Origin of the sequence: Pseudovibrio sp. W64, assembly GCF_001623145.1 — a bacterium.
Classification (GTDB): domain Bacteria; phylum Pseudomonadota; class Alphaproteobacteria; order Rhizobiales; family Stappiaceae; genus Pseudovibrio.
Genome location: NZ_LMCI01000035.1, coordinates 1 through 23,409 on the forward strand (window position 1 = coordinate 1; position 23,409 = coordinate 23,409).

The following is a 23,409-nucleotide window of genomic DNA, read 5'->3' on the forward strand; positions in this document are numbered from 1 at the left end:
AATCAAAAGGAAAAAGAGCTTGACCTCAACGCCCGATTAGAGAAGCCGACATTCGCGTGTTTCCATCAAGGGTTGAGTACAGCTTAGATAAGTGTTGCGTGATCTCTGAAACGAAATTTCTTTAAAATCCGTCCTCAAAAGAACGCAACACTATCTCTACTTTTGAACGCGATCAAATATCGTGGGGATTATCCGTTCGAAGTCAGTTTTCGATATAGTTTCTATGGCGTCCAATCGCTGTTTTCTTTTAACTTCTCATAAAGAGCGGATTGTTTTTGTTGGGCTTCAGACAGTTCTTGTAGTGTGAGCTTCTTCAAGACCCTATCTCTAGCACGTGCCGCTAACTCAAACCCTCTCTTGTCAGCTACCATAGAATACCAGATATATGCTTGTGAATAGTTTCTATCTATACCTACACCTTTTTCGTAACTGTCTCCGAGAGAAAATTGTGCTCTGGCATAACCTTGCTCAGAAGCAAGTTTGTACCATTTTACCGCTTCAGCATCATCTTGTGGTGCACCCATTCCTCGGGAGAGCATGACACCGAGATTATGTTGTGCCTTGGCAACGCCCTGCTCAGCGGCGAGCCTGATCAACTTCGCAGCCTCCACATAGTCTCTTGGTACGCCTTCTCCTTTGAGGTGCATGTACCCAAGATAACTCTGAGCTGCGGCATGGTCCTGCTGAGCGGCGAGCCTGTACCACTTTACTGCCTCTGCATTATTCAGTTCTACGCCTTGGCCATTGTCGTACATGACGCCGAGATAGGTTTGAGCGGCAGCATGGCCCTGCTTGGCAGCGAGCCCGTACCATTTCAGAGCCTCAGCAAAATCCTGCTGTACGCCTTGCGCATTTTTGTGCATGTCTCCAAGATTATTTTGGGCTGTGACATGACCTTGCTCAGCGGCGACCTTAAACCACTTTAGAGCCTCCACATAACTCTGTGGCACGCCTTGCCCGATGAAAAACATAGCGCCTAGACTATTTTGCGCATCGGCATTGCCCAGTTTAGCGGCGAGCTTGTACCATTTTAGAGCTTCTACAAGATTTTGTGGCACGCCCACTCCGTTTTTATGGATGTACCCGAGATTATATTGCGCGTCGCTGTCACCTTGCTCAACTGCGGCCCTGAACCATTTCTCCGCCTCAGTGTAACTCTGTGCTACGTTGTCTCCTTCATCATAGGCGACCCCAAGTTTATACTGCGCTGCGGCATCACCTTTTTCTGCGCTTTGAGTAATAGATTGAAAGTCTTCACTATAAGCAGGAAGAATCTCCGAAAATGACGTGGCCATAACAAAGGCCCATAAGGTTATTTTGGTAAACAACGATGACATACTTTTCTTCTAAATCTAATATGGAATATACAGAACATTGATTAGTAGAGATATTTAATGCTAACAACTGTTGGAGAGTAATAAAGTCTCATACTCAGTAATAATGATTCATACTGAGGAATATAGTATCATACTGACGAGAGATTGGTGGACTTTGCTGCCATTCGCTGACTGTGTGAAATGAGGTAAGTGAGAGCTTGTTGCCAGCAACAAGGGCCAACTGCAGACATTCGAACGGTTCTATCAAGAGTTGATCTTGCATTTAATGATGCTTTGCGACACTTCGATATGAGACTGGCAATAACGATGAGAATTGTGCTGAAACCCTCAAATTAAGATCCCAGAACACCAGCTAGGAAACCTTAAAAAGATATAAGGTACCCAGCTGATTGCAATAACTTACTTCTCTCACAATGTGTAATAAACTAACGCTGTGTAGCAGCCAACATTGGTACAATCTCGTCGCGCATAATTTGCAGTGGGTTGATTTGGCGGCTGTTGCTGAAGTTTCTGCTGGTAAACACAATGATCGAGTTTAATCTTGGAAAGACAAACAAGAACTGCCCTCCATTACCCTGGGCCTGGAAACCCTCAAACAGCTCATCTTCTACCCAAAAATCGTGCTTCCACCAGAGATAACCATAACCGGGAAAACCTAGCCGTTTATCAGTAGTAGTTGCGTGCTTAGTCGTAGAAGCTTTAACCCAGTCCGAGGAAACTATCTGATCCCCCTCCCAAATCCCTTGGTTTAGGTAGAGCTGTCCAAGTTTCGCGAAATCCCGGCTTGTTAACTGAACTCGATAAGGAACATCACTCCGGTTAATAAGCCTGTGTGTCCATTGGTAGTTCTTAATATTCAAGGGCTTAAACAAGTACTTCTGAGCAAACTCATCAAGGGGAGTCCCACTTGCATTCACCATAGCCTGCCGCAGCGCAATCTCCCCGATGCTCGAGTAAGAAAATGTGGGGCCCGGCTCAGTAATCATTTGCAGAGCAAACAGCTTGCGTATCCAATCTCCATCACTTTTATAAATCCTGTTTTCATTTCCGGGAGAGCTTCTATCCCAATCATTGGCATCAAGACCAGATTGCATGGTGAGCATATGCTCTATCGTTATAACTGCTTTGCGGGGAGCGTCTGCAAACAATTCCTTATACTCAGGCAAGTACATAGAAATTGGGTCATCTACACTAGAGATAAATCCTTGTTGGAACGGTATTCCAACCAAGATTGATGTTATGGATTTGTTTGCCGACCGCAGATCATTCAAGCTGTCAATTGTGTAGTCATAGAAGTACTCTTCAACCAGTACCTTGTTGTTTTTGATTAAGATAAAACTATGTTGCCACTTGAACTTAGGATTGTTTACAAAGCGCTCAACAATTGTCTTTATGACCTTCGTATCAATGCCTTCGCTTGCAGCTTCTCCAACCGGCCAACCGTCTTTTCTCAAAGTTGGAAGTGCATAAGAGTAAGAGTACTCACCTAGTATTGCATGCGGTCTTGGAGCGCTGAAATCAAACCAAAACAGGCCAAAACCAATCATGAAGATCGCCATGGCTTTGCTCGGTCTTAAAGCTAACGCCTGCCAACCTGAATTTGCCTTGGCCCTCAATCGGTTCATCCAGAAAGTTATGGCTGTTAAGAACCCGACACCGATAGTGTAGATCAGTATAAAACTAGCAAGATTTATATAGGTTTGTGCGCCGTTGGCATCCGTAATCAATGGGATTAGTAAGCCACAGATAGAAAAGCCAAGAAATGTCCAGAAAAGTAATTTGCGACCATCAGACATAATTCTCAAATATCCAAAATAAATCAAAAATTTAACCTTGGTCGAGCATTACTTCAAATGCATAGTGAAAATGCTAGGTGAGAAGGTGCTCATTTCCAGAATTGAGAAGTTTCATCTTGGTTGATCTGCGTGCCCAAGTGCGTCACTTTCATCTCAGACACCGCTGTACCCAGCTCATAAAAACCACCAAGCTTCTTTGTGAAACCAGTGAAATGCAGCGTTCAGGCTTGGAGAGATTAATTTCAATAACGCTAGTAGTGTTGGCCACCAGAGAAACCAAACAACCATTTTCAAATACTTAAACATTGATCAAAGCCTGGTTACCCAGCGCGGCAAAAGAGTGCATGCGAGGAAAGCAATTGAAGCTTGAGATATCTTTGGTCCTAATCTCACGTATCTTCCTTATATCGAAATACATGATCGTTAGGATCTTCCCTGGGAGCATCGATATCCAGTGTTCCATTTAAGCGTTTAGCAAGTCTGCGGGACTTTACGTTTTCAGGATCAACATAGCTAACAAGAGTTGGCAATCTGAGTTCTTTAAAAGCCCAACGCTTCAATGCTGCTGCTGCTTCATAAGCATATCCATTGCCTTCAAAGCCATCATACACGAACCAACCTAATTCATGCTCAGGGAAGAAAAAACCGGCGTTTATGCCGACCTGTCCGACGCATTGTTTTGAACTACGATCCATGATCATGAGTGCACCGTGGCCCATAAGGCTCCATTGAGCTACGTCATGGCAAAAGATCCCCCAAGCAGACCTTTCGGAGACCGGGCCTCCCATAAAGTGAGACCGAGGGGACACCATTAAATTCAGATATGCTGGCCAGTCGTCCATGAGAGGAGCTCGAAGTACGAGCCTTTCAGTTTTGAGATATGGAACATTGAACTGGTTGAAAGAGCTGCAATACTCGGGTTTTGAATTGTTGTCTTGATCTACAGATATCATTTCATCACGGCTCTTTTACATTGATACTTGTTTTCTTGAGAAACTGCTCGCTGTGCAGCAAGCTCAAAATTGATTACAACTCGGCCTCTCGCTCGATGCGTGGTTAGCAGCCGGATTGCATCTTGTACCGGTCCCAACTCGAATGGGATTTCCCTCTCGATGGGTGAGCGGATGCCATGTTCACAGCAGAACTGCATGGCTTTTGGGGCAACACGACGTGGTATCGTCGCGCAAAATGTGTACTTAGGTCCGCGCCACCTTGTCTTGATGCTTCGCCAAGCAACATAGCAAGCGGCCCTGGTGAACTCTTTTAGAGTGAGTTTGCGTTCACCTAAATAACGTACTGGTCCAACCATGGTGACAAACTCGCCGTCTTGTTTCAGCCAACGATATGCAGCGTTTTCAACGCGAAGTCCTCCAACGAGGTCGAAAATTTTGTCTATTCTTCGTTCCCGATGCACCGTAAAGCCTGATTGTTGGTAATCAATAATTTCGTCGGCCCCGAGAGTGCGAACTAAATCTGAGTTGGCAGCACTGCAAACTCCCACGACGTAGGCTGATTTTGTCTTGAGCAGCTGAACAAGCACCGAGCCGATTGCACCTGAAGCACCGACAACCATACACCGATCACCTGCCTTCACGTTGGCAGTTTCGAGAGCACCCCATGCAACACAAGAGGAAAGCATCAACGACGAGGCTTCAACATGCGTTAGTTCTGGAGGCTTAGGCATAACGTAGCGTTCTAGAACATTTCTGTATGTCGCCCAAGAGCCGTTTTCTCCGAGCTCGTTCGGTATGACGCTGACTTCATCTCCAACTTTGAACCGTATTACATATTTCCCTATCGCCACAACAACTCCGGAAACAGAAGTTCCCATCAGGTAAGGTTCTGCAGGTGATATGTTTTTAGGCCCATAGAAGCGGCCCAATGCCGTTCCTTGTGCAGCATAGATTTCGTCGATATGCATTGATGATGCGACGAGCTGTACGGTGACCTGTCTCGCTGACGGTCGATGTGCAGGTATATGAATTAATTCTAGTTCATCCGCGACATGACCAATTCTTGGCAGCTTTGTCAGGGCCACCGCAGGGATTGCTTTTGCCTTGCAATATCGAGCTGGAGCATCCATTTTTTTCGTCAATCAATCAACTCCATACGATGCAGTTATGAGATGAGGTAAGGATTAAACGTCAATTCAAAACCGGGGCTCTGGCACAGCAACATTGGGGGAACATGCTGTGCCAGAAACTTGTATCCATCACTTTGGCAGGCTAATTGCTGTGCCATGTGAGGTAGTCAGGAGATAAGAACCGACCGCGGGTCTGTATAAACAGACCGAAGGTCGGTTTCAAGGGGATTTTTATGAAAACACCTGCACGCAAGACCTTGCAATATCAAACCCCAGCTGAGAAGTTCTCACAGTGTGTTGCCGCGACCAGTTGAATCCACCGCCAATACCGGCCATTCGAGTAGTTCTATCAGAGGTCGAGGTAACATCAGTGTGATGATGCAGTAGAGATTTGTGGGGTGAACTCCTCGCAACTCAATAATCGTGCGGCCACCGAACGAAGAGCACATATAAATCTTAATTACTCTCCCACATCTATTGAACAAAGGATTTGGAAAATGGCAGCATAACTGCTTTAATCAAATTGTCCGGTAACTGTGACGAACTCCAATGCGGCAGAGCCGATCGTGTGCAGCAGCGAGTTTGCTGTGGATTGCATGGCAAACATGATGCAGAGCGTAATGAAGCCACCTAGAACTGGGTGCAGGAACGTCTCCAAATAGACCGGCATGGCCTGATCGGCCTCAGCGAGCTCAGGCATCTTGAGCCGCATGTAGAGACCGACGAGGTTCTGTAGCAATCTTTGCCCGGCTTGCAGCAGTCTTCTCTTCTGTTTAAAAGAGTTCACTCCAGATTTACGATTTAAGGTTTGCTGCTTTGACCTGTTTTAAAGGTACTTATTACCCTAAAGACGTTATCCTGTATGCGGTGTTTTTCTACGTTCATTATTCGGTTTCCTACCGCGATCTTGAAGAAATTCTGGAGGAGCGTAGTGTTGATGTCGACCACGCCACTCTCAACCGCTGGGTGGTGCGGTACGCGCCTATGATGGGCTTTAAGGCCTTTCATTCAGCAGCTGTCACACTCGAGGGAATTGAAACCGCTCACATGATCAGAAAAGGTCAGCTAAGACAAGAGGACGTGCCGGCCTGGCGCCAGTTCATGGCGCTCGCAGGATAATTGTGTCCAAGCCATAGGCGTATTGCGAGTAACCAAAGAATTTGCGACAGAACCAGTAAGCGCTACACAACCACACGCATTTGAATGCTGGGTGCAGAAGCGGATTTGCAGCCAAAAATGCGTTCACGGGCGAGAACTCGATGGGCCCAGTTGCTGTGGGTGGCAGGTTCACACATTGCACCACCAATCTGGAATACCGCTAAGGCATCCTTTTCGATAATTGCCTTTGCTTGCTGCAACTCCTGCTCAGATACTTTCATGCCTTCAACTATTATGGGAACCTGACATGGATGGATAACCGTTTTTGACACGAAACCCGCAGCTACATCGCGCTGAACTTCACGTCTTAAGGTGTCTGGATCATCGATAATATCGAATACGGGAGCGGCAACTGGATACCCGGCAGAAATCAGCATAGATGAGCACATTGAAAGTACCCATCCAAGAGGCCCCTCCCAAGATGTCATCTCACGTTCCCGACGTAGCCCCAGCGCCCCGAGGAAATCATTTCCACCAAGGCGAATTGCAGACACAAGCCTGTGATCATAATCTCTTAGGACATCTCTAAAGGCTACAATGCAGCCTGGATCAAAATAGTCAGCCGACTCCAGAGTGGGCATGATGCACAATCCCGCAGAAGAGGCCAATTGCATCCAATCTGCTGCTGTATCCGGACGCACCTTTGGCGCAACAAACCCTTCAATTCGGTCTATGTTTTTGAAGGATGCCAAACGATGCCCCATGCTCAGCGATCTCGGACGAACAAAAACTCGAAGGCCTGAACTCTGGTTGATTAGAGGAAGAAGCTCACGCAGTGTCCCTACTGCACGCTCAACATCACTTTCTGCAAGTGCATCTTCAAGACAAAGAACAACAGAAGAGGCTGGACTATTCGTCCTGCCGGTAAGGATATCTGGCACTTTGTGATGGATGATCGGCACATAAAGCGTAGCACCGAGTCCGTATGCTGAGAACATGTGGTGGAAATCAACCATTACGACATCTTCTCAATTAGTGTAATCGCCCGAAACGGACCAGTCAGTGTGGGAGATACCTCGAGGGGAACCTGGCCTGTTTGGCACAGATGTATCAAGGCACACAAATCCTCATCCTCTTTCGAACGAATATAGACTTTCTTAGGTTTGCGCCGCAAAATAGCGCGAGTTGCTTCCGAAATCCCAGGTTTTATCCGGTTGAGATTATCGACCTGATTTAGCTCCGCAACCAGATGTACGCAACGCATCGTATTCTGGCGTAGATGGTTAAGCGTCGCCGCGTCATTGGTGATTGCTCCGCAATTCTTACGCTCTGTCTCGCAAAGACTGGAAATCCGATCAACGAAAGCTCGGCTCACATCGATATCAGCCAGATGGTTTACCGGAATGTATCCATGAAAATCATCAGGTGCGATGAGATCCCCTGATAAAATAGACCGGCTAATCAGTCCTGAGATGTTGGCTCCTAGAATACCTGAGGGAATGAGCCAATCCTCATGTGAACCTGACATGGTTGCAAACCCAGACGGGTCCGCCAACACAACAAGTTCAGGATTGGAGCCCGCAAATGCCTTCCAACTGGTTTCCAACTCGCGAGATATGGCCCCCTTGCCAGTCCAGCCATCTACAAAGAGGATTCCGTCTATATTACGACGGCTTGTAATATAGCGCATTGCATTGGTATCAAGGCCTTTATCGCGGATTATAGAAATCCCGAAATGCTGGCAATCAACGCCTGTGGCTTTAAGTTCGCGATGCAGCAACACACCATAGGGAACACCTGCGCGCACCAAGGAACACAAGGTTATCTGTGCATCCAATTCACCCTTGGCAATTCGCATTTTGATGGCCTTTGCGAGCCCAGCAATTTCCCGTGAGATGCGGATGTCGCCACGACTGCGTGCCTGCTCAAAAAACTCCAGATAACGTTCATCTGGCCGGCGCTCCTGCGAAATCATTTCAGAGTAATGAGCAGCACCCGTCTGAATCAGCCGCTCTTTTTCGTCCACCGGCGTTGGCTCGATAGCAACCTGCTTGAGCAGGAATAAAACATCAGATGGGTCGTAGGTCCCGGAGCTTAGAATGGCGTTATCTAGCACTGTCAGCCCCCCTCTTTGGAAGAGTGTTCAGTGCGTTGTGGGTTTGACTACCGGATGGAACAACCATCATCTGGCAAGCTTCCATGAACGGCAAATCGGTAAGGCTATCACCCATGCCCCAAATTGGGCGGTGATCACTCTCCGCTATTTCCTGAATCAGATACTCCACGGCTGAGCGTTTCGAAATTTCATGTGGCATGTAGGCCAGATTGTTGCCATTGCGGTGGCAAAAAAGCTGATCGCCGACAACTTCATCCAAGAGCGATTGCTGCTCGTCTAACCAAGCTTCGTCGCCGTTCGACTTTACGCAGTAGTAAATAGGAAGCTGTTGCTCATAAACGATCCAGTGACGCAACTGTGATGCTTGCGCGCGCTCAGTGACGACGTTTCGTATAGACTCCAAAAATTCCGATTTGGCGTCAGAGATCTTCCGAGTGCGATCAAACCACTCTGGGTCCAGCGTACCATCTTCCCTCAGAATTACAGCTCCGTTAGAGGCTATCTTATAATCAGAAAAAGGCAGCACACAGCGTTCCAGCGCATCTGTAGAGCGAGCGGTCACTGGGATAAGGCGTGTGGTCACATTGAGCCAATTGAACATGGCTGATTGCGCCTCGTTCATATAGGAGTGTTTGCCATTTGTGGCGTGCGAAGCTATCAACTGCGGGTTGGGATCAACACTCATTTTTCCAGCAGTTTGGAACAGGGTATCATCCAGATCTGTGAACACAATGGGGGACATTGTCATACTAAATATTCATCATTTCAAATACTTGACCGTCTTTATCTACGATATGCCCTTTGCCTAGAGCACGGCGTAATATGGGGTGGACCCCCTCAATGGTCGTTTCGGTAAATAGCACTATTCGATCCCAGTCATCTGGCTCTACATTGTGCAAGTACATGTCCAGCCCTATACCAAAATGGTCCGGAAAGATTATTTTATGTTCAATCGCTGGCCCTGATAAGATAGGTGACCGGGTAGTTGCAATGAAGCCAACCTGACGTGTCTCAGGGGAGCCTTGCTCGACTGCCTCGGCGTACAGAAACGGTTGCCAAACATGTTCGCCCGTTCCTATCACCAAAATCCGTTTATCACGATCACCTATCGGTGGAACTGGCAAAGTTGAGAGAAGATGGGCACCATCGGACATCTCACCTCCTTTCAGTCCATTCCGAGGAGAGCTAAAACTGGAGCACGAATCCGGCTCCCAGGGAGGGCACTTAGCTGCCGCCACCGCTGGCAGATTGGGAAGTTTAGCGCTTTCATCTTGTTTCCAGATCCAGCTGCCAGACATGAGTGATACCGCAACAGTTTTTGTACCGCTGGTCACGGCCTCAACACGAGCCCGCGCACGATCATCTGACCAATCTGTCAGTGTCACCAGTATTATGCGACCAAACCTCGCCCCTTGCACATACAAGCCTTCAGCTAATTGAGCAAAAGTGTTTCCGGTCGTCGTTTCATCATCGACCAACACAAGAGTACTTTGCTGGCCAGATTCACAATAGGACTCGTCCGGGCGCATAATATTGTGATCTTGCGCATGGCTGTGACCTTCAACGATTGTGAACCAAGGTATTGCATCCTTCATTACGTGGCGCGTTGTGTGAAGATAGCCGATCTTTCGCTCAGGAAGCTTCTGGCGCAAACAATCAAAGATACCTGCGCCAAATCCTACCGCAGTTTCAGCATACCCCATGACAAAGATGGGGCCATCAAGCAGGAGCGTTTGTGTTTTCTCAGTCAGAGCCCAAAGTGCATCACGGTGATTGGAGGGAGTGACCGGGATATGGCGTCCCAAAACTGTAGAAACAAATAGAAAGGCACGCTTTGGGTTCTGTCGTTCTGCAAGAATAAACAAATTTTCAGCATCAACACGATCAACTTTTAACTCTAGCTTGCCCGTTCGAAAAGCGTACTCCGTGGTTCCTGTTGGAGACGGTGCACAGCGATTTGAGCTTTCTACACGCATAAAATCCCTTTTCAAAAATAGCCTCGTAGCTTCTTAGAGGAGGATGTTGATGAATACCATTCACGTAATGCAAAACCAAACCTGAATGCCTCTAAGCGATGTTAGACTCCAACTTAGTTACCCCTACAGCTTTACGGATCAAATTTGGAACATCGAACTTCAATAATTTAATCAGTACGTTAAATTGGCATTGACATTGGGTACAACGTAATTAATTGATATTCTATACTTCGTAGGCATATATTTTTTTGTATTAGATTCAGTAGACGGGGAATAACGATGTCGTTACCTATGGGGGCAAATACCTCTATTAGCAATCCGAACACAATTGTTTATATTGAGTTCCCTGCCGGTTCCAATATTGATATAACCGCGTTACAGATCTACGCTGGGGGGAAAGTCCGTGGCGACAACGATATGTGCTTTTATAATCAACCCAGTATCTCAGATGGTGCCGTTAAATTTGAACAGAGCAACTCTGGGGCAACGTTTAATCTGAATCTCAGTGGAATCCCAGAGGAAGCTGAAAAAATTGTTTTTACAGCAACAACAGATGATGCAAATCCCTTCTCTGCGCTAAACGGTCGCTTAGCCCTTTCGCTTGACGCTACGCACATCGAAATCTCATGTGCGGATCGAGAAGAGCGTGCCCTGATCCTAGCGGAAATCTACAAGCGTAACGGTGCTTGGAAAGTTCGGCATGTGGGACAAGGGTTCAATGGTGGCCTGCAGGCAATTGCTGAACATTTCGGCATCGAAGTTGCAGCTCCCTCCGAGGCACCCGTATCTATGCCCAACCCGGTTCCAAAGCCTGCAACACCACCAAAAATTAATCTCTCCAAGGTTTCCTTAACGAAAAACGAAAGCCGTATTTCCCTCAAAAAAGAAAACGGGAGATATGGAAAAATTCGCGTAAATCTGAATTGGAACCAGAAAAAGAAGTCCAGTGGCATATTTGGAATGGGCAAACGTGGAATCGATCTTGATGTTGGCGCTTTCGTGGAAGGTACAGATGGCAGTGTGACAGCGGTTCAGGCTCTCGGTAATACTTTCGGGAATTACTCCAGCTTTCCTTACACTTTTCTTCATGGCGATGACCGCACCGGTGCTGCTACGGATGGCGAATGGCTTGAGATCAACGGCGAACAGTGGAACAAACTACGACGCGTCCTAGTTTATGCCTTTATCTATGAAGGTGCGCCTGACTGGCGCGAGACTGATGGTGCAATACGAATCCTCGTTCCAGATCAACCTGAAATTGAAGTGCGTATGAATGAACATGGATCTCGTGATGGGATGTGTGCAGTTGCGCTCCTTGAAAATGTCGGGGGGCAGGTTCAAGTTAATCGCGAGGTTCAGTTTTTCAAGGGGCATCGTCAAATGGACGATGCATACGGATGGGGTATGAGATGGGTTTCGGGTCGCAAATAAGTTTGCGGCATGAAGCCACGGGAACGTTTTGCAGAAGGCTTCGACATTGAGGCTTTTTACCGCGAAAATGATGCAAATTAAACTTCAATAAATGTTGGAACTTTGATTGAACCTGAAGGGTTATTAATGTCGGAAGACCTTTCCCTCTCTGCTCAACCTCCAGAGAACTTCTGGCAAAAGTTGTTGCGCTATATCGAGCTTTTTCTGAGCGATGTGGGGAATATTCTCCCCCGGTTTGGCCAGGGGGAGGACAGTGTCGCCTTTTCAATTGCCTTAATCGCATTGTGCGCAAAGTTGGCCAAAGCTGACGGCTTAGTGACGAACTCAGAGGTGAGTGTTTTCCGCTCAATCGTTGAAATTCCTCCTGAGGAAGAAGGAAACGCCATTCGGGTTTTTAACTTGTGTAGACAAGACGTCGCCGGATACCAGAGCTACGCAAGGCAAATTCACAAACTTTTAGGTGAAGGTGAACACGCAAATAACCGACGCTGTGATGTAATGGATGCACTGTTTCACATCGCAATGGCTGATGATGTTTATCACGCAGATGAAGAGCATTTTTTGGAAGAGGTTGCCGAAATCTTTCACATTTCTCAACCTCGCTTCGAGTGGCTGAAGGCACGCCATATTCCCGATTCCTGGAATGCCAGTATTGTACTCGAAGTTCACCCCGATGCTCCTGCGCATGAAATTCGCAACGCTTGGCTTGCAAAAGTGAAAGAAAACCACCCAGATCGTCTAATCGCTACGGGAGCGCCTCAAGAGATGCTCGCTTTGGCTACATCACGCATCAAAGATATCAACAAAGCTTACGATGAACTCAAAAATGCCAATATGCATTACTCTCCTCAGTTTTAAAGGAACAGAAAATGGCGATTAGCCTTACTAAAGGGAAGCCGCTCTCTTTAACCAAAGAAAGCCCCGGACTAACCAAAATCTTCATGGGTCTTGGATGGGACCCTGTGGAAAAAGGCGGTTTCCTTAAAAAGCTCTTCAGTGGCGGATCTAGTGAAATCGACTTGGATGCGTCTGCGGTTCTATTTGACAAAAATAAAGCCGCAATTGATCTTGTCTTTTTCCAGCAATTAAATTCGCGCGATGGATCTATCAAGCACGGCGGAGACAATCTCACAGGTGAAGGTGATGGCGATGATGAAATTATCTACGTAGATCTTGCGAAATTGCCGTCTAACGTGGAACACCTCGTCTTTACTGTGAACTCATTTCGTGGACAATCGTTTGACGAAGTTGAAAACGCGTTTGCACGGTTAGTTGATCACACTAAAGACCAGGAAATCTGCCGCTATGACCTTAAAGAAAAAGGGCGTCATACCGGTGTCGTTATGGCTTCAATGTCAAAGGAAAATGGCGGCTGGACGATGACGGCTCATGGTACGCCTTGCCAAGGTAGAACCGCAAAAGACATCATCGATGATGCAGTAAGGGTAATTTAATGTCAGAAACATTCTTTGAACGGCTGCGTGCCAAAGGGGCTAGCGCCCGCGCGGCCCTCTCCGCAGAGGTCTCAAAATTTCGCAACCAAACGTTCCTTGATGCGGTTATTGCCGCCTGTGCAATGATTGCAGCAGCAGATGGAAACGTGTCTTCTGATGAAAAACAGAAGATGGTTGCTTTCCTCAAGCGGTCAGATGAGCTTAAACATTTCGATACAACCAAAGTAATCGCGAGCTTTAACAAGTTCATTGAAGGCTTTGAGTTCGATCAGATCATTGGCCGTGGTGAAGCTTTAAAAGCAATTGCACAGCTGAAGGGTAAAGACGATCAAGCTCGCCTGCTTGTTCGTGTTGCGTGCGCAATTGGTGCTTCTGACGGTGATTTCGATGATGACGAAAAAGCCACCGTGCACGACATCTGCAAAGAACTCAATTTGGATGCGCAAGAGTTCGGTGTTTAGCCAACAACTGGGCAGTTAAACTGCCCAGTTTTAATCACTAGAAAGATCGTAATTACATGCACTCTCTCGCGGGTTATGAACTCGGAGTTCTCGCAATCGGGGCTATCGGATTTGGGCTTTTACTCTTAATCAAAGGAGGCGATTGGACCATTGAATCAGCTGCTTGGATCGCCGAAAAATCCGGTTTATCTAAGCTTTTCATTGCCGCTACAATCGTTGCCTTTGGAACATCAGCCCCTGAACTATTCACATCCATCAATGCGAACTTGTCTGGCTTTGCCGGTATTTCTCTTGGTAATGTGCTCGGATCAAACATCGCCAACGTCTTCATGGTGATCGGGATTTCAGCCATGATCATGCCGATTGCCATTGACCGGTCACGTGTGCGCATTGACACCATTGTCATGATCGTTGCGACTGCGGTTCTGGTTAGTGGCGTCATGACAGGCACATTCTCCCGGCTCATGGGCCTGCTGATGTTCGTTGGTATTATTGGTTATGTTGGCTACCAGTACAAGAACGACAGCCTAGGGGATGATGACGAGGATGTGGAAGAGGCGCCTGAATTCAGCAGTATGGGCAAAGCGATTCTGATGCTTATTCTCGGCTTTGGCGCCATGGTTGTCGGCTCTGAGGTGCTTGTTAGAGGCGCAGTTGCTGGCGGCGTAGCGCTCGGCGTACGGGAGGCTGTCATCGGGATGACTGTTGTTGCTTTCGGTACATCTTTACCAGAGCTTTCAACTTGCCTGGCAGCAGCGCGCAAGGGCCACTCGGATATGATCATTGGTGGAATTGTTGGCTCAAACATCTTCAACATCCTTTCCATCGTCGCGCTGACCGCAATTGTAAGGCCACTTGTAGCAGCACCGGACTTCCTAACGTTCGACATCCCTGTGGTCGTTGTGGTCACGGCCATCTTTGCAGGTTTCTTGTTCTTCATGAAAAGCTTTGGCCGATTAACTGGTGGGCTCTTCACTGCTGGCTATGTTGCTTTCATTTCGTTCCAATACAGCACACTCTTTGTCGGCTAATTAAATCAAGGGGAAACACAAATGGCTTTGTCTCTGTCAAAAGGTCAAAACCTTTCACTCACCAAAGAAGCACCAGGCCTGACGAAAACCGTCATTGGCTTAGGTTGGGATCCACGCTCCACCGACGGTAAGGAGTTTGATCTTGATGCCTCCGCCTTCTTGCTGGAAGAAAGCGGAAAAGTACGCTCAGAAGCAGATTTCATTTTCTATAATCAGATGAATTCCACCTGCAGCTCTGTCAGTCACACCGGTGACAACCGTACCGGTGAAGGTGATGGAGACGATGAGAAAATCAAGGTCGATTTGTCGAAGATCCCGCAGGACGTTCAAAAAATAGCCGTCACCGTGACAATTCACGAAGGCGCAGAACGGAAGCAAAGTTTCGGTCAAGTCGAGAATGCGTTTATTCGTGTTGTCAACGAGGAAACCACTGCTGAAGTTGTACGCTACGACCTGTCGGAAGACTACTCGACAGAAACTGCAATGGTTTTCGGTGAACTTTACCGCCACAACGGTGAGTGGAAATTCCGGGCCGTGGGTCAGGGATACGCGGGTGGCTTGCAAGCTATGTGTTCCCAATTTGGAATCAGTATTTAATTAGAGGAAATAAAATGGCTGTATCACTACAAAAGGGTGGGAACGTTTCTCTCACTAAGGAGGCTCCGGGCCTCAGTGCAGTAACGATTGGGCTTGGCTGGGATTCTCGGGCTACCGATGGTATCGATTTCGATCTTGACGCCTCTGTTTTCGTCTGCGGTGACAATGGCAAAGTTCGCTCCGACAGTGACTTTGTGTTTTACAACAACAAAGAAGGTGCTGACGGTTCTATTATGCACCTTGGCGATAATCGTACCGGCGAAGGCGACGGCGATGATGAGCAGGTTAAAGTTAATCTGACCAAAGTCCCTGCTGATGTCAAAAAGCTTGTTTTTTCAGTCACTATTCATGATGCGGAAACTCGCAAGCAAAACTTTGGTCAGGTTGAGAACGCCTTCATCCGGGTGGTAAACCAAGCCGGAGAAACTGAGATTGTTCGTTACGATCTCAGCGAAGATTACTCTATCGAGACTGCTATGATTTTTGGCGAACTCTACCGACACAATGAAGACTGGAAGTTTAAAGCGGTCGGTGCAGGCTTTGCTGGTGGTCTTGGCCCACTCGCCTCAAACCACGGCGTAAACATCTAATCTACCTACGAATACCAGTCCGGGCAAAAAGCCCGGACTTTTCATATCAAACCTCTGAGGAAGATCAGATATGCGAAGACTTCCCGTTTATCTTTTGCTGGACACTTCCGGGTCAATGATGGGGGAGCCGATTGAAGCGGTTCGCAACGGCGTTGACCTGCTCCACGCGACCCTAATCCAAGATCCCTATGCCCTAGAGACTGCATATCTTTCTGTCATTACATTCGATAGCGAAGCTAATCAGTTGACCCCCCTTACCGAGCTTGCTGAATTTCAGGTGCCTCAGCTAAAGGTTAAAGGTACCACATCCTTCGGCAATGCCTTGTCGTTAGCAGCTGACTGTATTGAACGTGAAGTTCAAAAATCGACAGCAGACACCAAAGGGGACTGGAAACCTCTTGTGTTCATCATGACTGATGGCGCTCCAACCGATGACTGGCAAAAAGGTCTTGATCGTTTCCGGCAGGTGAAGTGCGGCAACATTATTGCCTGTGCCGCTGGCCCTCACGCCGATACCAAGATTCTCAAACAAGTCGCAGAAGTGGTGGTGCATCTTGAAACCGCTGACACCGCTGCCATAAAAGTATTTTTTGAATGGGTTTCCGGTTCCATTGCGAACACGTCTAAGAAGATTGACCTTACGAAATCAGATGCAGACGGCCCCCATGATTTACCACCTCCACCCAAAGAAATTAGCCTTGTGAAATAGGAGAACTCTCTTGAGACGACTTCCTGTATACCTTCTTCTCGACACTTCGGGCTCCATGAAGGGCGAACCTATTGAGGCAGTTAATAGTGGCCTGGAGACGCTTGTAGAAGCTCTCCGGCAAGATCCATACGCGCTAGAGACCGTACATATTTCAGTCATTACTTATGATCGTGAAGCCACAGTTTTGGTTCCAATGGTTTCACTTGAAGATTTACAACTTCCACGGATTTCAACGCCGGATTCCGGCCCGACTCATACTGGCGAGGCTCTGGAATGCCTTGAGCGCCTCTATAAGAGTGAGATTATTCCAAACTCAGAGGATAAAAAGGGCGATTGGGCTCCCTATTTATTTATTATGACCGATGGCAAACCTTCGGATGTAATGCTCTTTGGGCAGATGTGTCCGCGCATCAAAAAACTCGGTTTTGCAAATATTGTTGGGTGTGTTGCGGGACCGAAAGCGCATCGCAAAGATTTGGAACAGCTTTGCGATCAGGTGGCATCCCTTGACACGATGGATAGCACAAGCTTCACCTCCCTCTTCAAATGGGTCTCTGACGTTTTTGCTCAAGGCAACCGCAGCATGGGTGCAAAGGCGGATACGCTTCCACCTCCACCTACGGAAATTAACCTCGTCTAATGCTCTCTAAGGCGGCTTAGGAAGAACCATAATGCGCAAGTTTCCAGTATATTTGGTTGTCGATGTTTCTGAATCGATGATCGGAGAAGCCCATACCCAACTTGAGAATGGCATAAGGCAGATTGTTGAGGACTTGCTGCAAGACCCTTATGCGCTTGAAACCGTTTGGCTTTCAGTTATAGCGTTTGCGGGGCGTCCCCGCACGCTAACTCCGCTCACTGAGATTTGCGAGTTTATGGTACCCCATCTGCCTGTTGGCGGTGGCACCGGTCTAGGGCACGCCCTAACTCATCTGATGGTCGAAATTGATCGCAACGTAACAACGACGACTCCGGATAAAAAGGGCGATTGGAAACCTCTGATCTTTCTCATGACCGATGGACATCCAACTGACAATCCTGAACCTGCAATTGCCCGCTGGACAGCAAAATACGCTCAAAAGGCCAATATGGTCGCTGTCTCAATCGGTGGGGGCGCTGATGATGCACTCCTGAAACGGTTGACGGATGAGGTTTTTGCTTTTGATGACACGAAGCCCGGCGCCTTCGTACATTTCATTCAGTGGATTACCAATTCAGTTTCGGCTTCCACGCAAAGTGTTTTGGCCGGTGGCAATCTCACGCTTTCAAAAATGGCTCCGGAGATTGAAGTTTCTCCTGCCTCACGAGCCTACGGTGATACTGATGACAGATATGCGGTTTTCGTAGGCCGCTGCTCAAAGAGCAAAGCACCTTATGTTGCTAAATATGAAAAACACATAGAGCCAATTGAGAGCAACGACCCCAGACTTGCTGCCTTATTCAGTTCAAAAAAGTATGTCCTGCAGACGGTTGTTCCCGTACAGGGGGATTATTTTGAACTCTCAGATAATCTTAACGATCACCAGTCGCAGGTCTCTGCCTCAGAACTTGTCGGACAACCGGATTGCCCACACTGCCAAGCCTCTTTCGGAATGGCCGTTTGCGGTTGTGGCAACATTCATTGTGTGCAAGGTGACGGCGAGGCGACGTGTCCATGGTGCCAAAACACTGGTTATTATAGCAGCGGCCCAGATGCTGGTGGCCTTGAAATTAGCAGAGGTCGTGGATGACCGACAATAAACTGCCTCCTTCGGATTTAAGCTTGGCCTTTGATGAACTTGAAAACGCGCTTGACGAATTACAAGCATTGGTTCCCCCCGTTGACAGTTTTTGTCCAGCGGACTATCGTGGCCTGAACTCCGCCGAGCAGTTGTTGTTATATTGGCTTTACACTCAATCCCAAAAACGGCTGAATGCACCGGAATTAGAACTTGGCGACAGGGCTGATCCCAGTGAAGAGATACCAGCGGATGAAGCCCCCGGCCCAACAAAAAAAACATTGGGCAATGATCAGCCTTCAATGACTAAGCTCGCCGATGTTTTGCCAAGCCACTCAATAAGTGCCGTGAACCCAACGGCGAATGAATTGGGAGCATGTGAACCCGAGCAACCGTTCGTTGTCGCTCCCAATACCATTGAGCCAAGCTCTGACGAACTTGAACCGGGCGTGCCACAAGAACCAACCCACAGCCAAAACGCGGAAACGCCAAAGACAGATGGCACAGTCGAGCAAGAGCCTGACACTCAAGCGATTGAGCCGCAAGTAGTCGCTGATACAGAGAATAAACCTCCTCTTGGAAAACCTATTGATATGTCTAGGATTGACCAGATCGAAATCAGCGTTAGAAACGCACGGGAAGATCAAGCGTATTCCCAGCCCATTGAAGGCTTCAGCGAGCTTACTCTAGAAGACGATGCCGGAACTGGCTTTGAGCTGACCAGCGAAGGTGTCCTTTCCGGTATACCGCGCCTCACAGGTAGCGTGACCCTGCGCCTGCGAGGCTTGAAAGGTGAGCGTGAGACCCAGATTAACGCCCGCGTTTCAATCATCCCGGATCCCAGAAAAATCTGGATGAAGTCCATAGCATCAGACCAAACCGCAGTCTTTGCAAAGCCTGATACGGATTTTGGGAGTGCAGTTGGTGATGCATTTGTTGCTGGCGCCAGTGTGCGCGGTCGATCTCATGCGATTAAAGGCGGCTATCGTGATGATGATTTCAAGATCCAGACGCATGGAGAAGGGGGCTGGCATTTTATGGTCGCTTGTGACGGGGCAGGGTCGGCACAGCTTTCCCGCGAAGGATCACGCCTTGCCGCTGAAACTGTTCTGGAAGCACTCCCAAGTCTAACTGCAAAACATATTGACCCCAATCTTGATGAAATTCTGGCGGCATACCTTGAACACCCGGAAAGCGTCATTGACAAAATCAAGAACAAGCTGATTTATCCGGTCCTGCCTGATGCAGCTCTTAAAGCGGCAAATGTGATTAGTGAGGTTGCTGAGAGCCATAACCGGCCCGCAACAGATTATTACACCACAATCCTGATCGCGATTAGCCGCAAGGTTGGAGAACATTGGTTCACAGCCACCTTCACCATCGGTGATGGCGGCATCGTTATAGTCGATATGCTCAATGAAAGCGTTCGTCCTCTGTGCCTGCCAGATAGTGGAGAATTTGCAGGTCAAACGCGCTTTTTGATGAAGTCGGAATTTTCCGATGCCCGCAAAACCATTGATCGGATCTTCGTTGATGTTAGGAAAGAGTTCACAGCACTAGCCATCATGACAGACGGAATTACTGACCCGCTGTTTCCTACTGACAAGGCGCTGGCAGACCCTGCCAACTGGGCTAAGTTCTGGTATGAGAATTTCGGCAAGGCTGTGAAATTGTCCCGGGATAACACAGAGCTTGAGACGGAATTCATCGATTGGATGGGTTTCTTTTCCAAAGGCAACCATGATGACCGGACAATGATCGTACTCGTACCGGAGGACTGCGCGTGACCAGTGTTCGCCTAACGTCCAAGCTCACCGGGAATACCATCGAATTTATCGATGAGATAAAAGCGTCCGGCGGCATGAAAGACATTTATTTTTCACCTGACAAGAGCTATGTCGTTGGGTTCTTCCGAAACAAATCAGACCCAAACCAACTTGAACGCTTGCGCGACATCTGTACGCGTTATCGGGAAAACCTCTTTAATCAAAGTGGTGGCGACTATTGGGAGAGTGCTTTTCGTTGGCCCCATGATCTTGTTGAACGAAATGGCACTATTGGGGTTGTCGTGCCGTTTTATGAGAATGCATTCTTCTTTGCTCACGGCTCCAAGAACGGCGACTTCCTGAAAATCAAAGGGAGAGAGAAGGAAGGCAAGTGGTTTTCAAGCGCTTCCAATCGTGAGAAATTTCTCGACCCGCGCGAGAAAGGAACTTACCTCTCTCACCTTCAGATTTGCCTTTCGATCGCTAGGGCCGTACGCCGCATGCACATGGCCGGCTTGGCTCATTCCGATCTGAGCTACAAAAATGTACTGGTGGACCCAACCTCTGGCAAAGCTTGTCTGATTGATATCGACGGTCTTGTTGTTCCCGGCAAGTATCACCCGGATGTGGTGGGAACACCTGATTTCATTGCACCTGAAGTGATCAAAACCCAGCATCTTGACCGCAAAGATCCAAACCGGATTTTACCCAGTGTCAAAACCGACCGTCATGCGCTGGCTGTGCTGATTTATATGTATCTTTTCTATCGTCACCCCTTACGCGGGCGCAAAGTGCACGACCAAAGTCCGCAGCGCGATGAAGAACTTTCCATGGGTGAACGCGCCTTGTTTGTTGAGCATCCACTTGACGCAAGCAATCGCGTGCGACCAGAGGACTTGCGCAAACAATCCTTGCCTTGGGGAGATCCGAAGGCGCGCCCGTATTCAATGGCAGGTCCAGTCCTCAAAAAGCTATTTGAGGAAGCCTTTATCGATGGATTGCATAATCCCGCCAAACGCCCCTCAGCTGCGACTTGGGAAAACGCGCTTGTTCGATCCATTGATCTGATACAGCCTTGTTCCGCCAAATGTGACATGGGTTGGTATGTGTTTGACAACAGCAAAGCGCCGTCCTGCCCGCATTGCGGAACCCCTTATAAGGGCAAATTGCCAGTGCTGAACTTATACTCACAACGGCGCAAGGGTAGTTACCATTATGACGACCACCGCTTGATGATATGGGACGGGCAGTCTCTTTTTCCGTGGCACATACGCACGAGTGTCACTCCCAATGAACACTTGAAGCAAGCCGAAAAAAAACGGGTTGGCTATTTTCAAAAACACAATGAAAGCTGGTGGCTGGTGAACGAGACCGTGGTTGGCATGAGAAATTTGGGCGAAGGCACAATAATCCCAATTGGCGGCAGGGTTAAGCTTGAAGACGGTGTCAATATTCTACTTTCACCAGAAGATGATGGAAGAATGAGCCTAGTTCAAATGTCGGGAACTTAATGTTATAAATACATTATTTATATTGAAGTAAAAATGGGCAATAATAAATTCTTGAGGCTATTTTAGTTTTTTTCTCCGCGAATAGCAGCAAGTGCCACTTTCGCTTTAAAAGCCGGGCTATGGTTCCGGCGAGGGCGTCTGCTCATGGTATTCTCCTGTTCTTGGCATCATGCCAGTTTCAGGGGCTAAATCCACTTAGACAACCTGTCCTAAAAACCGAAGCCAGCTCTGGCAATGGTATAATTTGAACCTGCACCAACCTTTAACTTAAGTGATTTTGCATGGACGGGTGCTCAGCGATTGCCCCACCTTTCATAACATGCGTTTAAAAAGGCGAGACAGCCAGGTTATGAGTTGTCCCTGAGCACTGGTGGTAGGATCATACCTGATTGTAGCCCCAGTTGATCAAGCACAAAATCAATAGCTATGATCAGCGAGAACCGGCTTAATATTGCTAAGTTTGACACCTGTAAGGTTAGGCTTGATGATATTTCGCTTTCTTTCGCGAACCCAAACCATGACACCCGCCGCGATTGTGACTGCTCCGCCGACTACGGTAATAATATCGGTGATATAGCCAAAGAATAAAAAGCTCAACAAAACGGCTACGGGAAGTGCGAGAAAATTGAACGGTTGTAGCGTGCTTGCAGGGGCGTATTTCAATGCTTCGGTGAAAAGAATGTGGGTGGCTATGGCACAAACAATCACCACCAGCATGACAAGTATAGCATTGAAGTTTTGTGCTGTCTCTTGTCGCAACTTTACGTGTCAGTACAGTGTAAAGCGAGAAACTCAACACTGCACCGGCAACGAGCCATAGCGAGCTGTCGATCTGTTGAAATCCTAGACGCACGACAATGAGGGCTCCTGTAAAACCTATCAGTACAGCCAGCCAGCGATAGACGTCCATTCTTTCACCCAGAAGAGGAACGGTTAACACGCTCACAGTAATCGGAAATAACATAAAAATTGCCTGAAGGTCAGATGTTTGCATGTAGTTCAATGCGGCGGTAAACAACCAAATGTCGGCAAGAAGTAGAACACTTCGTAAAATCTGCAATCCAGGAAAGTGTGAACGTAAAACGCTAGAGAAATCGGACGTACGCTCAATCCAAATAACCATAAACAGGCCAATACCTCAGAACCTGATCATCACAAGCTGTGTGGGTGGATAATCTGCGACAGGCGCTTTGACTGCGATATCTTGAAGCCCGAAAATGAATAAAGAAATTAATGTGATAACTATAGCGCGGGGCACATCTTTAGTATCGTTTCGAACTGCTTGGTTCATTACTGCGGACCTTTTGTCATGAACGCATTGGCTATGACGCATGAAACGCGCACAGCACAAAGAAACCCGGACGTAGAAGCGTACAAGGTTAGCGAATATTTTTTACTATTGGGAAGTGGTTTCTGCATTTTGGGTCCAATTGCGCAAATCAAGATATAGATTTGACTGCGCTTGGACGAAGCTTGGGTAGATGAAGAAATATAACAATTCCAGACAAGATGTCAATAAAGCTGCGCGTGCATCCATGATAGTAATCAGAAGTAGTGAAAAGTTTCCAACAGTCTGAATATTGTACCAAGGCGTATGACCAGTAAGGTCATTCATCAACAAGCTGACCAAAATCGACTTATGGTTGAAATCACGGACTGGCTGTAAACAACTGGATTTAGGGTGAATGTCGGCTTCTCTAATCGGGCGTTGAGGTCAAGCTCTTTTTCCTTTTGA

The 23,409-nt window shown here is 47.6% G+C and carries 22 protein-coding genes and 2 pseudogenes; 13 read left to right on the plus strand and 11 right to left on the minus strand.

Translation table 11 applies throughout. From position 1 onward, the window contains the following. Positions 1 to 221: 221 nt before the first annotated feature. The 5 genes from PsW64_RS15555 to PsW64_RS15575 all read right to left on the minus strand — a co-directional run bounded on the left by PsW64_RS15555 (position 222) and on the right by PsW64_RS15575 (position 5,916). Positions 222 to 1,337, minus strand: coding sequence for a tetratricopeptide repeat protein (locus tag PsW64_RS15555; RefSeq protein WP_063304163.1), 1,116 nt, complete (start codon positions 1,335 to 1,337; stop codon positions 222 to 224). A 425-nt stretch (positions 1,338 to 1,762) separates the two neighbouring features. Further along, entirely contained in the window at positions 1,763 to 3,133 is a 1,371-nt protein-coding gene (locus tag PsW64_RS15560; protein ID WP_063304164.1) for a serine hydrolase domain-containing protein, read from the minus strand. 389 nt (positions 3,134 to 3,522) lie between these two features. Next, positions 3,523 to 4,083 (minus strand): GNAT family N-acetyltransferase, encoded by a 561-nt coding sequence (locus PsW64_RS15565; protein WP_275078091.1) that lies wholly within the window; start codon positions 4,081 to 4,083, stop codon positions 3,523 to 3,525. After that, the gene (locus PsW64_RS15570; RefSeq protein ID WP_153042380.1) at positions 4,083 to 5,228 is read right to left on the minus strand and encodes an NAD(P)-dependent alcohol dehydrogenase; all 1,146 of its coding nucleotides are present in this window, start codon (positions 5,226 to 5,228) and stop codon (positions 4,083 to 4,085) included. Before PsW64_RS15570 ends, PsW64_RS15565 begins: the two co-directional genes overlap by 1 nt. 502 nt (positions 5,229 to 5,730) lie before the next feature. Beyond that, the gene (locus tag PsW64_RS15575) at positions 5,731 to 5,916 is read right to left on the minus strand and encodes a hypothetical protein (protein ID WP_206599560.1); all 186 of its coding nucleotides are present in this window, start codon (positions 5,914 to 5,916) and stop codon (positions 5,731 to 5,733) included. A gap of 116 nt (positions 5,917 to 6,032) precedes the next feature. Between PsW64_RS15575 and PsW64_RS28450 the strand changes: the two are divergent. Beyond that, positions 6,033 to 6,218, plus strand: a pseudogene (locus tag PsW64_RS28450) (IS6 family transposase); the annotation flags it as partial. A gap of 179 nt (positions 6,219 to 6,397) precedes the next feature. Here PsW64_RS28450 and PsW64_RS15585 read toward each other — a convergent pair. Genes PsW64_RS15585 through PsW64_RS15600 form a run of 4 tightly spaced genes read right to left on the minus strand, consistent with a single transcriptional unit; the run spans position 6,398 to position 10,406 of the window. Then, on the minus strand, positions 6,398 to 7,330 hold the full coding sequence (locus tag PsW64_RS15585) for an HpcH/HpaI aldolase/citrate lyase family protein (RefSeq protein WP_063304168.1): 933 nt from the start codon (positions 7,328 to 7,330) through the stop codon (positions 6,398 to 6,400). Then, a complete protein-coding gene (locus PsW64_RS15590; protein ID WP_206599561.1) occupies positions 7,330 to 8,430 on the minus strand; it encodes a cysteine protease StiP domain-containing protein in 1,101 nt (366 codons plus the stop codon). Before PsW64_RS15590 ends, PsW64_RS15585 begins: the two co-directional genes overlap by 1 nt. Further along, on the minus strand, positions 8,420 to 9,178 hold the full coding sequence (locus PsW64_RS15595) for a hypothetical protein (protein ID WP_063304170.1): 759 nt from the start codon (positions 9,176 to 9,178) through the stop codon (positions 8,420 to 8,422). Before PsW64_RS15595 ends, PsW64_RS15590 begins: the two co-directional genes overlap by 11 nt. Position 9,179: 1 nt before the next feature. Then, positions 9,180 to 10,406, minus strand: coding sequence for a phosphoribosyltransferase domain-containing protein (locus PsW64_RS15600; RefSeq protein WP_063304171.1), 1,227 nt, complete (start codon positions 10,404 to 10,406; stop codon positions 9,180 to 9,182). A gap of 279 nt (positions 10,407 to 10,685) precedes the next feature. Between PsW64_RS15600 and PsW64_RS15605 the strand changes: the two genes are divergently transcribed. The 12 genes from PsW64_RS15605 to PsW64_RS15660 all read left to right on the plus strand — a co-directional run bounded on the left by PsW64_RS15605 (position 10,686) and on the right by PsW64_RS15660 (position 21,674). Continuing rightward, positions 10,686 to 11,837: a TerD family protein gene (locus PsW64_RS15605; RefSeq protein WP_206599562.1), complete on the plus strand. Its 1,152-nt coding sequence runs from the start codon at positions 10,686 to 10,688 to the stop codon at positions 11,835 to 11,837. Positions 11,838 to 11,963: 126 nt separating this feature from the next. Next, positions 11,964 to 12,695, plus strand: a complete 732-nt coding sequence (locus PsW64_RS15610; protein ID WP_063304173.1) for a molecular chaperone DjiA — start codon at positions 11,964 to 11,966, stop codon at positions 12,693 to 12,695. A gap of 11 nt (positions 12,696 to 12,706) precedes the next feature. Then, on the plus strand, positions 12,707 to 13,291 hold the full coding sequence (locus PsW64_RS15615; RefSeq protein WP_057463973.1) for a TerD family protein: 585 nt from the start codon (positions 12,707 to 12,709) through the stop codon (positions 13,289 to 13,291). Continuing rightward, positions 13,291 to 13,752 (plus strand): tellurite resistance TerB family protein, encoded by a 462-nt coding sequence (locus PsW64_RS15620; protein ID WP_057463974.1) that lies wholly within the window; start codon positions 13,291 to 13,293, stop codon positions 13,750 to 13,752. Before PsW64_RS15615 ends, PsW64_RS15620 begins: the two co-directional genes overlap by 1 nt. A gap of 56 nt (positions 13,753 to 13,808) precedes the next feature. Further along, complete coding sequence (locus PsW64_RS15625) at positions 13,809 to 14,783, plus strand: calcium/sodium antiporter (RefSeq protein WP_063304174.1); 975 nt, start codon at positions 13,809 to 13,811, stop codon at positions 14,781 to 14,783. Between the two features lie 21 nt (positions 14,784 to 14,804). Then, complete coding sequence (locus tag PsW64_RS15630; protein WP_057463976.1) at positions 14,805 to 15,380, plus strand: TerD family protein; 576 nt, start codon at positions 14,805 to 14,807, stop codon at positions 15,378 to 15,380. A gap of 14 nt (positions 15,381 to 15,394) precedes the next feature. Then, positions 15,395 to 15,970 (plus strand): TerD family protein, encoded by a 576-nt coding sequence (locus tag PsW64_RS15635; RefSeq protein ID WP_057463977.1) that lies wholly within the window; start codon positions 15,395 to 15,397, stop codon positions 15,968 to 15,970. Positions 15,971 to 16,040: 70 nt separating this feature from the next. Next, on the plus strand, positions 16,041 to 16,679 hold the full coding sequence (locus PsW64_RS15640) for a vWA domain-containing protein (protein WP_063304175.1): 639 nt from the start codon (positions 16,041 to 16,043) through the stop codon (positions 16,677 to 16,679). Positions 16,680 to 16,689: 10 nt separating this feature from the next. After that, a complete protein-coding gene (locus PsW64_RS15645; protein WP_082831135.1) occupies positions 16,690 to 17,319 on the plus strand; it encodes a vWA domain-containing protein in 630 nt (209 codons plus the stop codon). A 31-nt stretch (positions 17,320 to 17,350) separates the two neighbouring features. Continuing rightward, the gene (locus PsW64_RS15650; protein WP_063304177.1) at positions 17,351 to 18,409 is read left to right on the plus strand and encodes a TerY-C metal binding domain-containing protein; all 1,059 of its coding nucleotides are present in this window, start codon (positions 17,351 to 17,353) and stop codon (positions 18,407 to 18,409) included. Continuing rightward, entirely contained in the window at positions 18,406 to 20,184 is a 1,779-nt protein-coding gene (locus PsW64_RS15655; protein ID WP_063304178.1) for a PP2C family serine/threonine-protein phosphatase, read from the plus strand. The genes PsW64_RS15650 and PsW64_RS15655 overlap by 4 nt, the downstream gene beginning before the upstream one ends. Further along, entirely contained in the window at positions 20,181 to 21,674 is a 1,494-nt protein-coding gene (locus tag PsW64_RS15660) for a helix-hairpin-helix domain-containing protein (protein ID WP_057463982.1), read from the plus strand. The genes PsW64_RS15655 and PsW64_RS15660 overlap by 4 nt, the downstream gene beginning before the upstream one ends. 417 nt (positions 21,675 to 22,091) lie before the next feature. On the opposite strand, the gene PsW64_RS28245 is transcribed toward PsW64_RS15660, so the two are convergent. Both PsW64_RS28245 and PsW64_RS28455 read right to left on the minus strand, forming a co-directional pair. Continuing rightward, complete coding sequence (locus tag PsW64_RS28245) at positions 22,092 to 22,433, minus strand: DMT family transporter (protein ID WP_244277287.1); 342 nt, start codon at positions 22,431 to 22,433, stop codon at positions 22,092 to 22,094. Positions 22,434 to 22,536: 103 nt separating this feature from the next. Beyond that, positions 22,537 to 22,797: pseudogene (locus PsW64_RS28455) on the minus strand (EamA family transporter); the annotation flags it as partial. Positions 22,798 to 23,409 lie beyond the last annotated feature (612 nt).

Bases quoted from the DNA above. Each gene is read 5' to 3' on its own strand.
- PsW64_RS15555 (WP_063304163.1), bottom strand. From the start codon at position 1,337: ATGTCATCGTTGTTTACCAAAATAACCTTATGGGCCTTTGTTATGGCC.
- PsW64_RS15560 (WP_063304164.1), bottom strand. From the start codon at position 3,133: ATGTCTGATGGTCGCAAATTACTTTTCTGGACATTTCTTGGCTTTTCT.
- PsW64_RS15575 (WP_206599560.1), bottom strand. From the start codon at position 5,916: ATGCCTGAGCTCGCTGAGGCCGATCAGGCCATGCCGGTCTATTTGGAG.
- PsW64_RS15585 (WP_063304168.1), bottom strand. From the start codon at position 7,330: ATGGTTGATTTCCACCACATGTTCTCAGCATACGGACTCGGTGCTACG.
- PsW64_RS15595 (WP_063304170.1), bottom strand. From the start codon at position 9,178: ATGACAATGTCCCCCATTGTGTTCACAGATCTGGATGATACCCTGTTC.
- PsW64_RS15600 (WP_063304171.1), bottom strand. From the start codon at position 10,406: ATGCGTGTAGAAAGCTCAAATCGCTGTGCACCGTCTCCAACAGGAACC.
- PsW64_RS15605 (WP_206599562.1), top strand. From the start codon at position 10,686: ATGTCGTTACCTATGGGGGCAAATACCTCTATTAGCAATCCGAACACA.
- PsW64_RS15610 (WP_063304173.1), top strand. From the start codon at position 11,964: ATGTCGGAAGACCTTTCCCTCTCTGCTCAACCTCCAGAGAACTTCTGG.
- PsW64_RS15615 (WP_057463973.1), top strand. From the start codon at position 12,707: ATGGCGATTAGCCTTACTAAAGGGAAGCCGCTCTCTTTAACCAAAGAA.
- PsW64_RS15620 (WP_057463974.1), top strand. From the start codon at position 13,291: ATGTCAGAAACATTCTTTGAACGGCTGCGTGCCAAAGGGGCTAGCGCC.
- PsW64_RS15625 (WP_063304174.1), top strand. From the start codon at position 13,809: ATGCACTCTCTCGCGGGTTATGAACTCGGAGTTCTCGCAATCGGGGCT.
- PsW64_RS15630 (WP_057463976.1), top strand. From the start codon at position 14,805: ATGGCTTTGTCTCTGTCAAAAGGTCAAAACCTTTCACTCACCAAAGAA.
- PsW64_RS15635 (WP_057463977.1), top strand. From the start codon at position 15,395: ATGGCTGTATCACTACAAAAGGGTGGGAACGTTTCTCTCACTAAGGAG.
- PsW64_RS15640 (WP_063304175.1), top strand. From the start codon at position 16,041: ATGCGAAGACTTCCCGTTTATCTTTTGCTGGACACTTCCGGGTCAATG.
- PsW64_RS15650 (WP_063304177.1), top strand. From the start codon at position 17,351: ATGCGCAAGTTTCCAGTATATTTGGTTGTCGATGTTTCTGAATCGATG.
- PsW64_RS15655 (WP_063304178.1), top strand. From the start codon at position 18,406: ATGACCGACAATAAACTGCCTCCTTCGGATTTAAGCTTGGCCTTTGAT.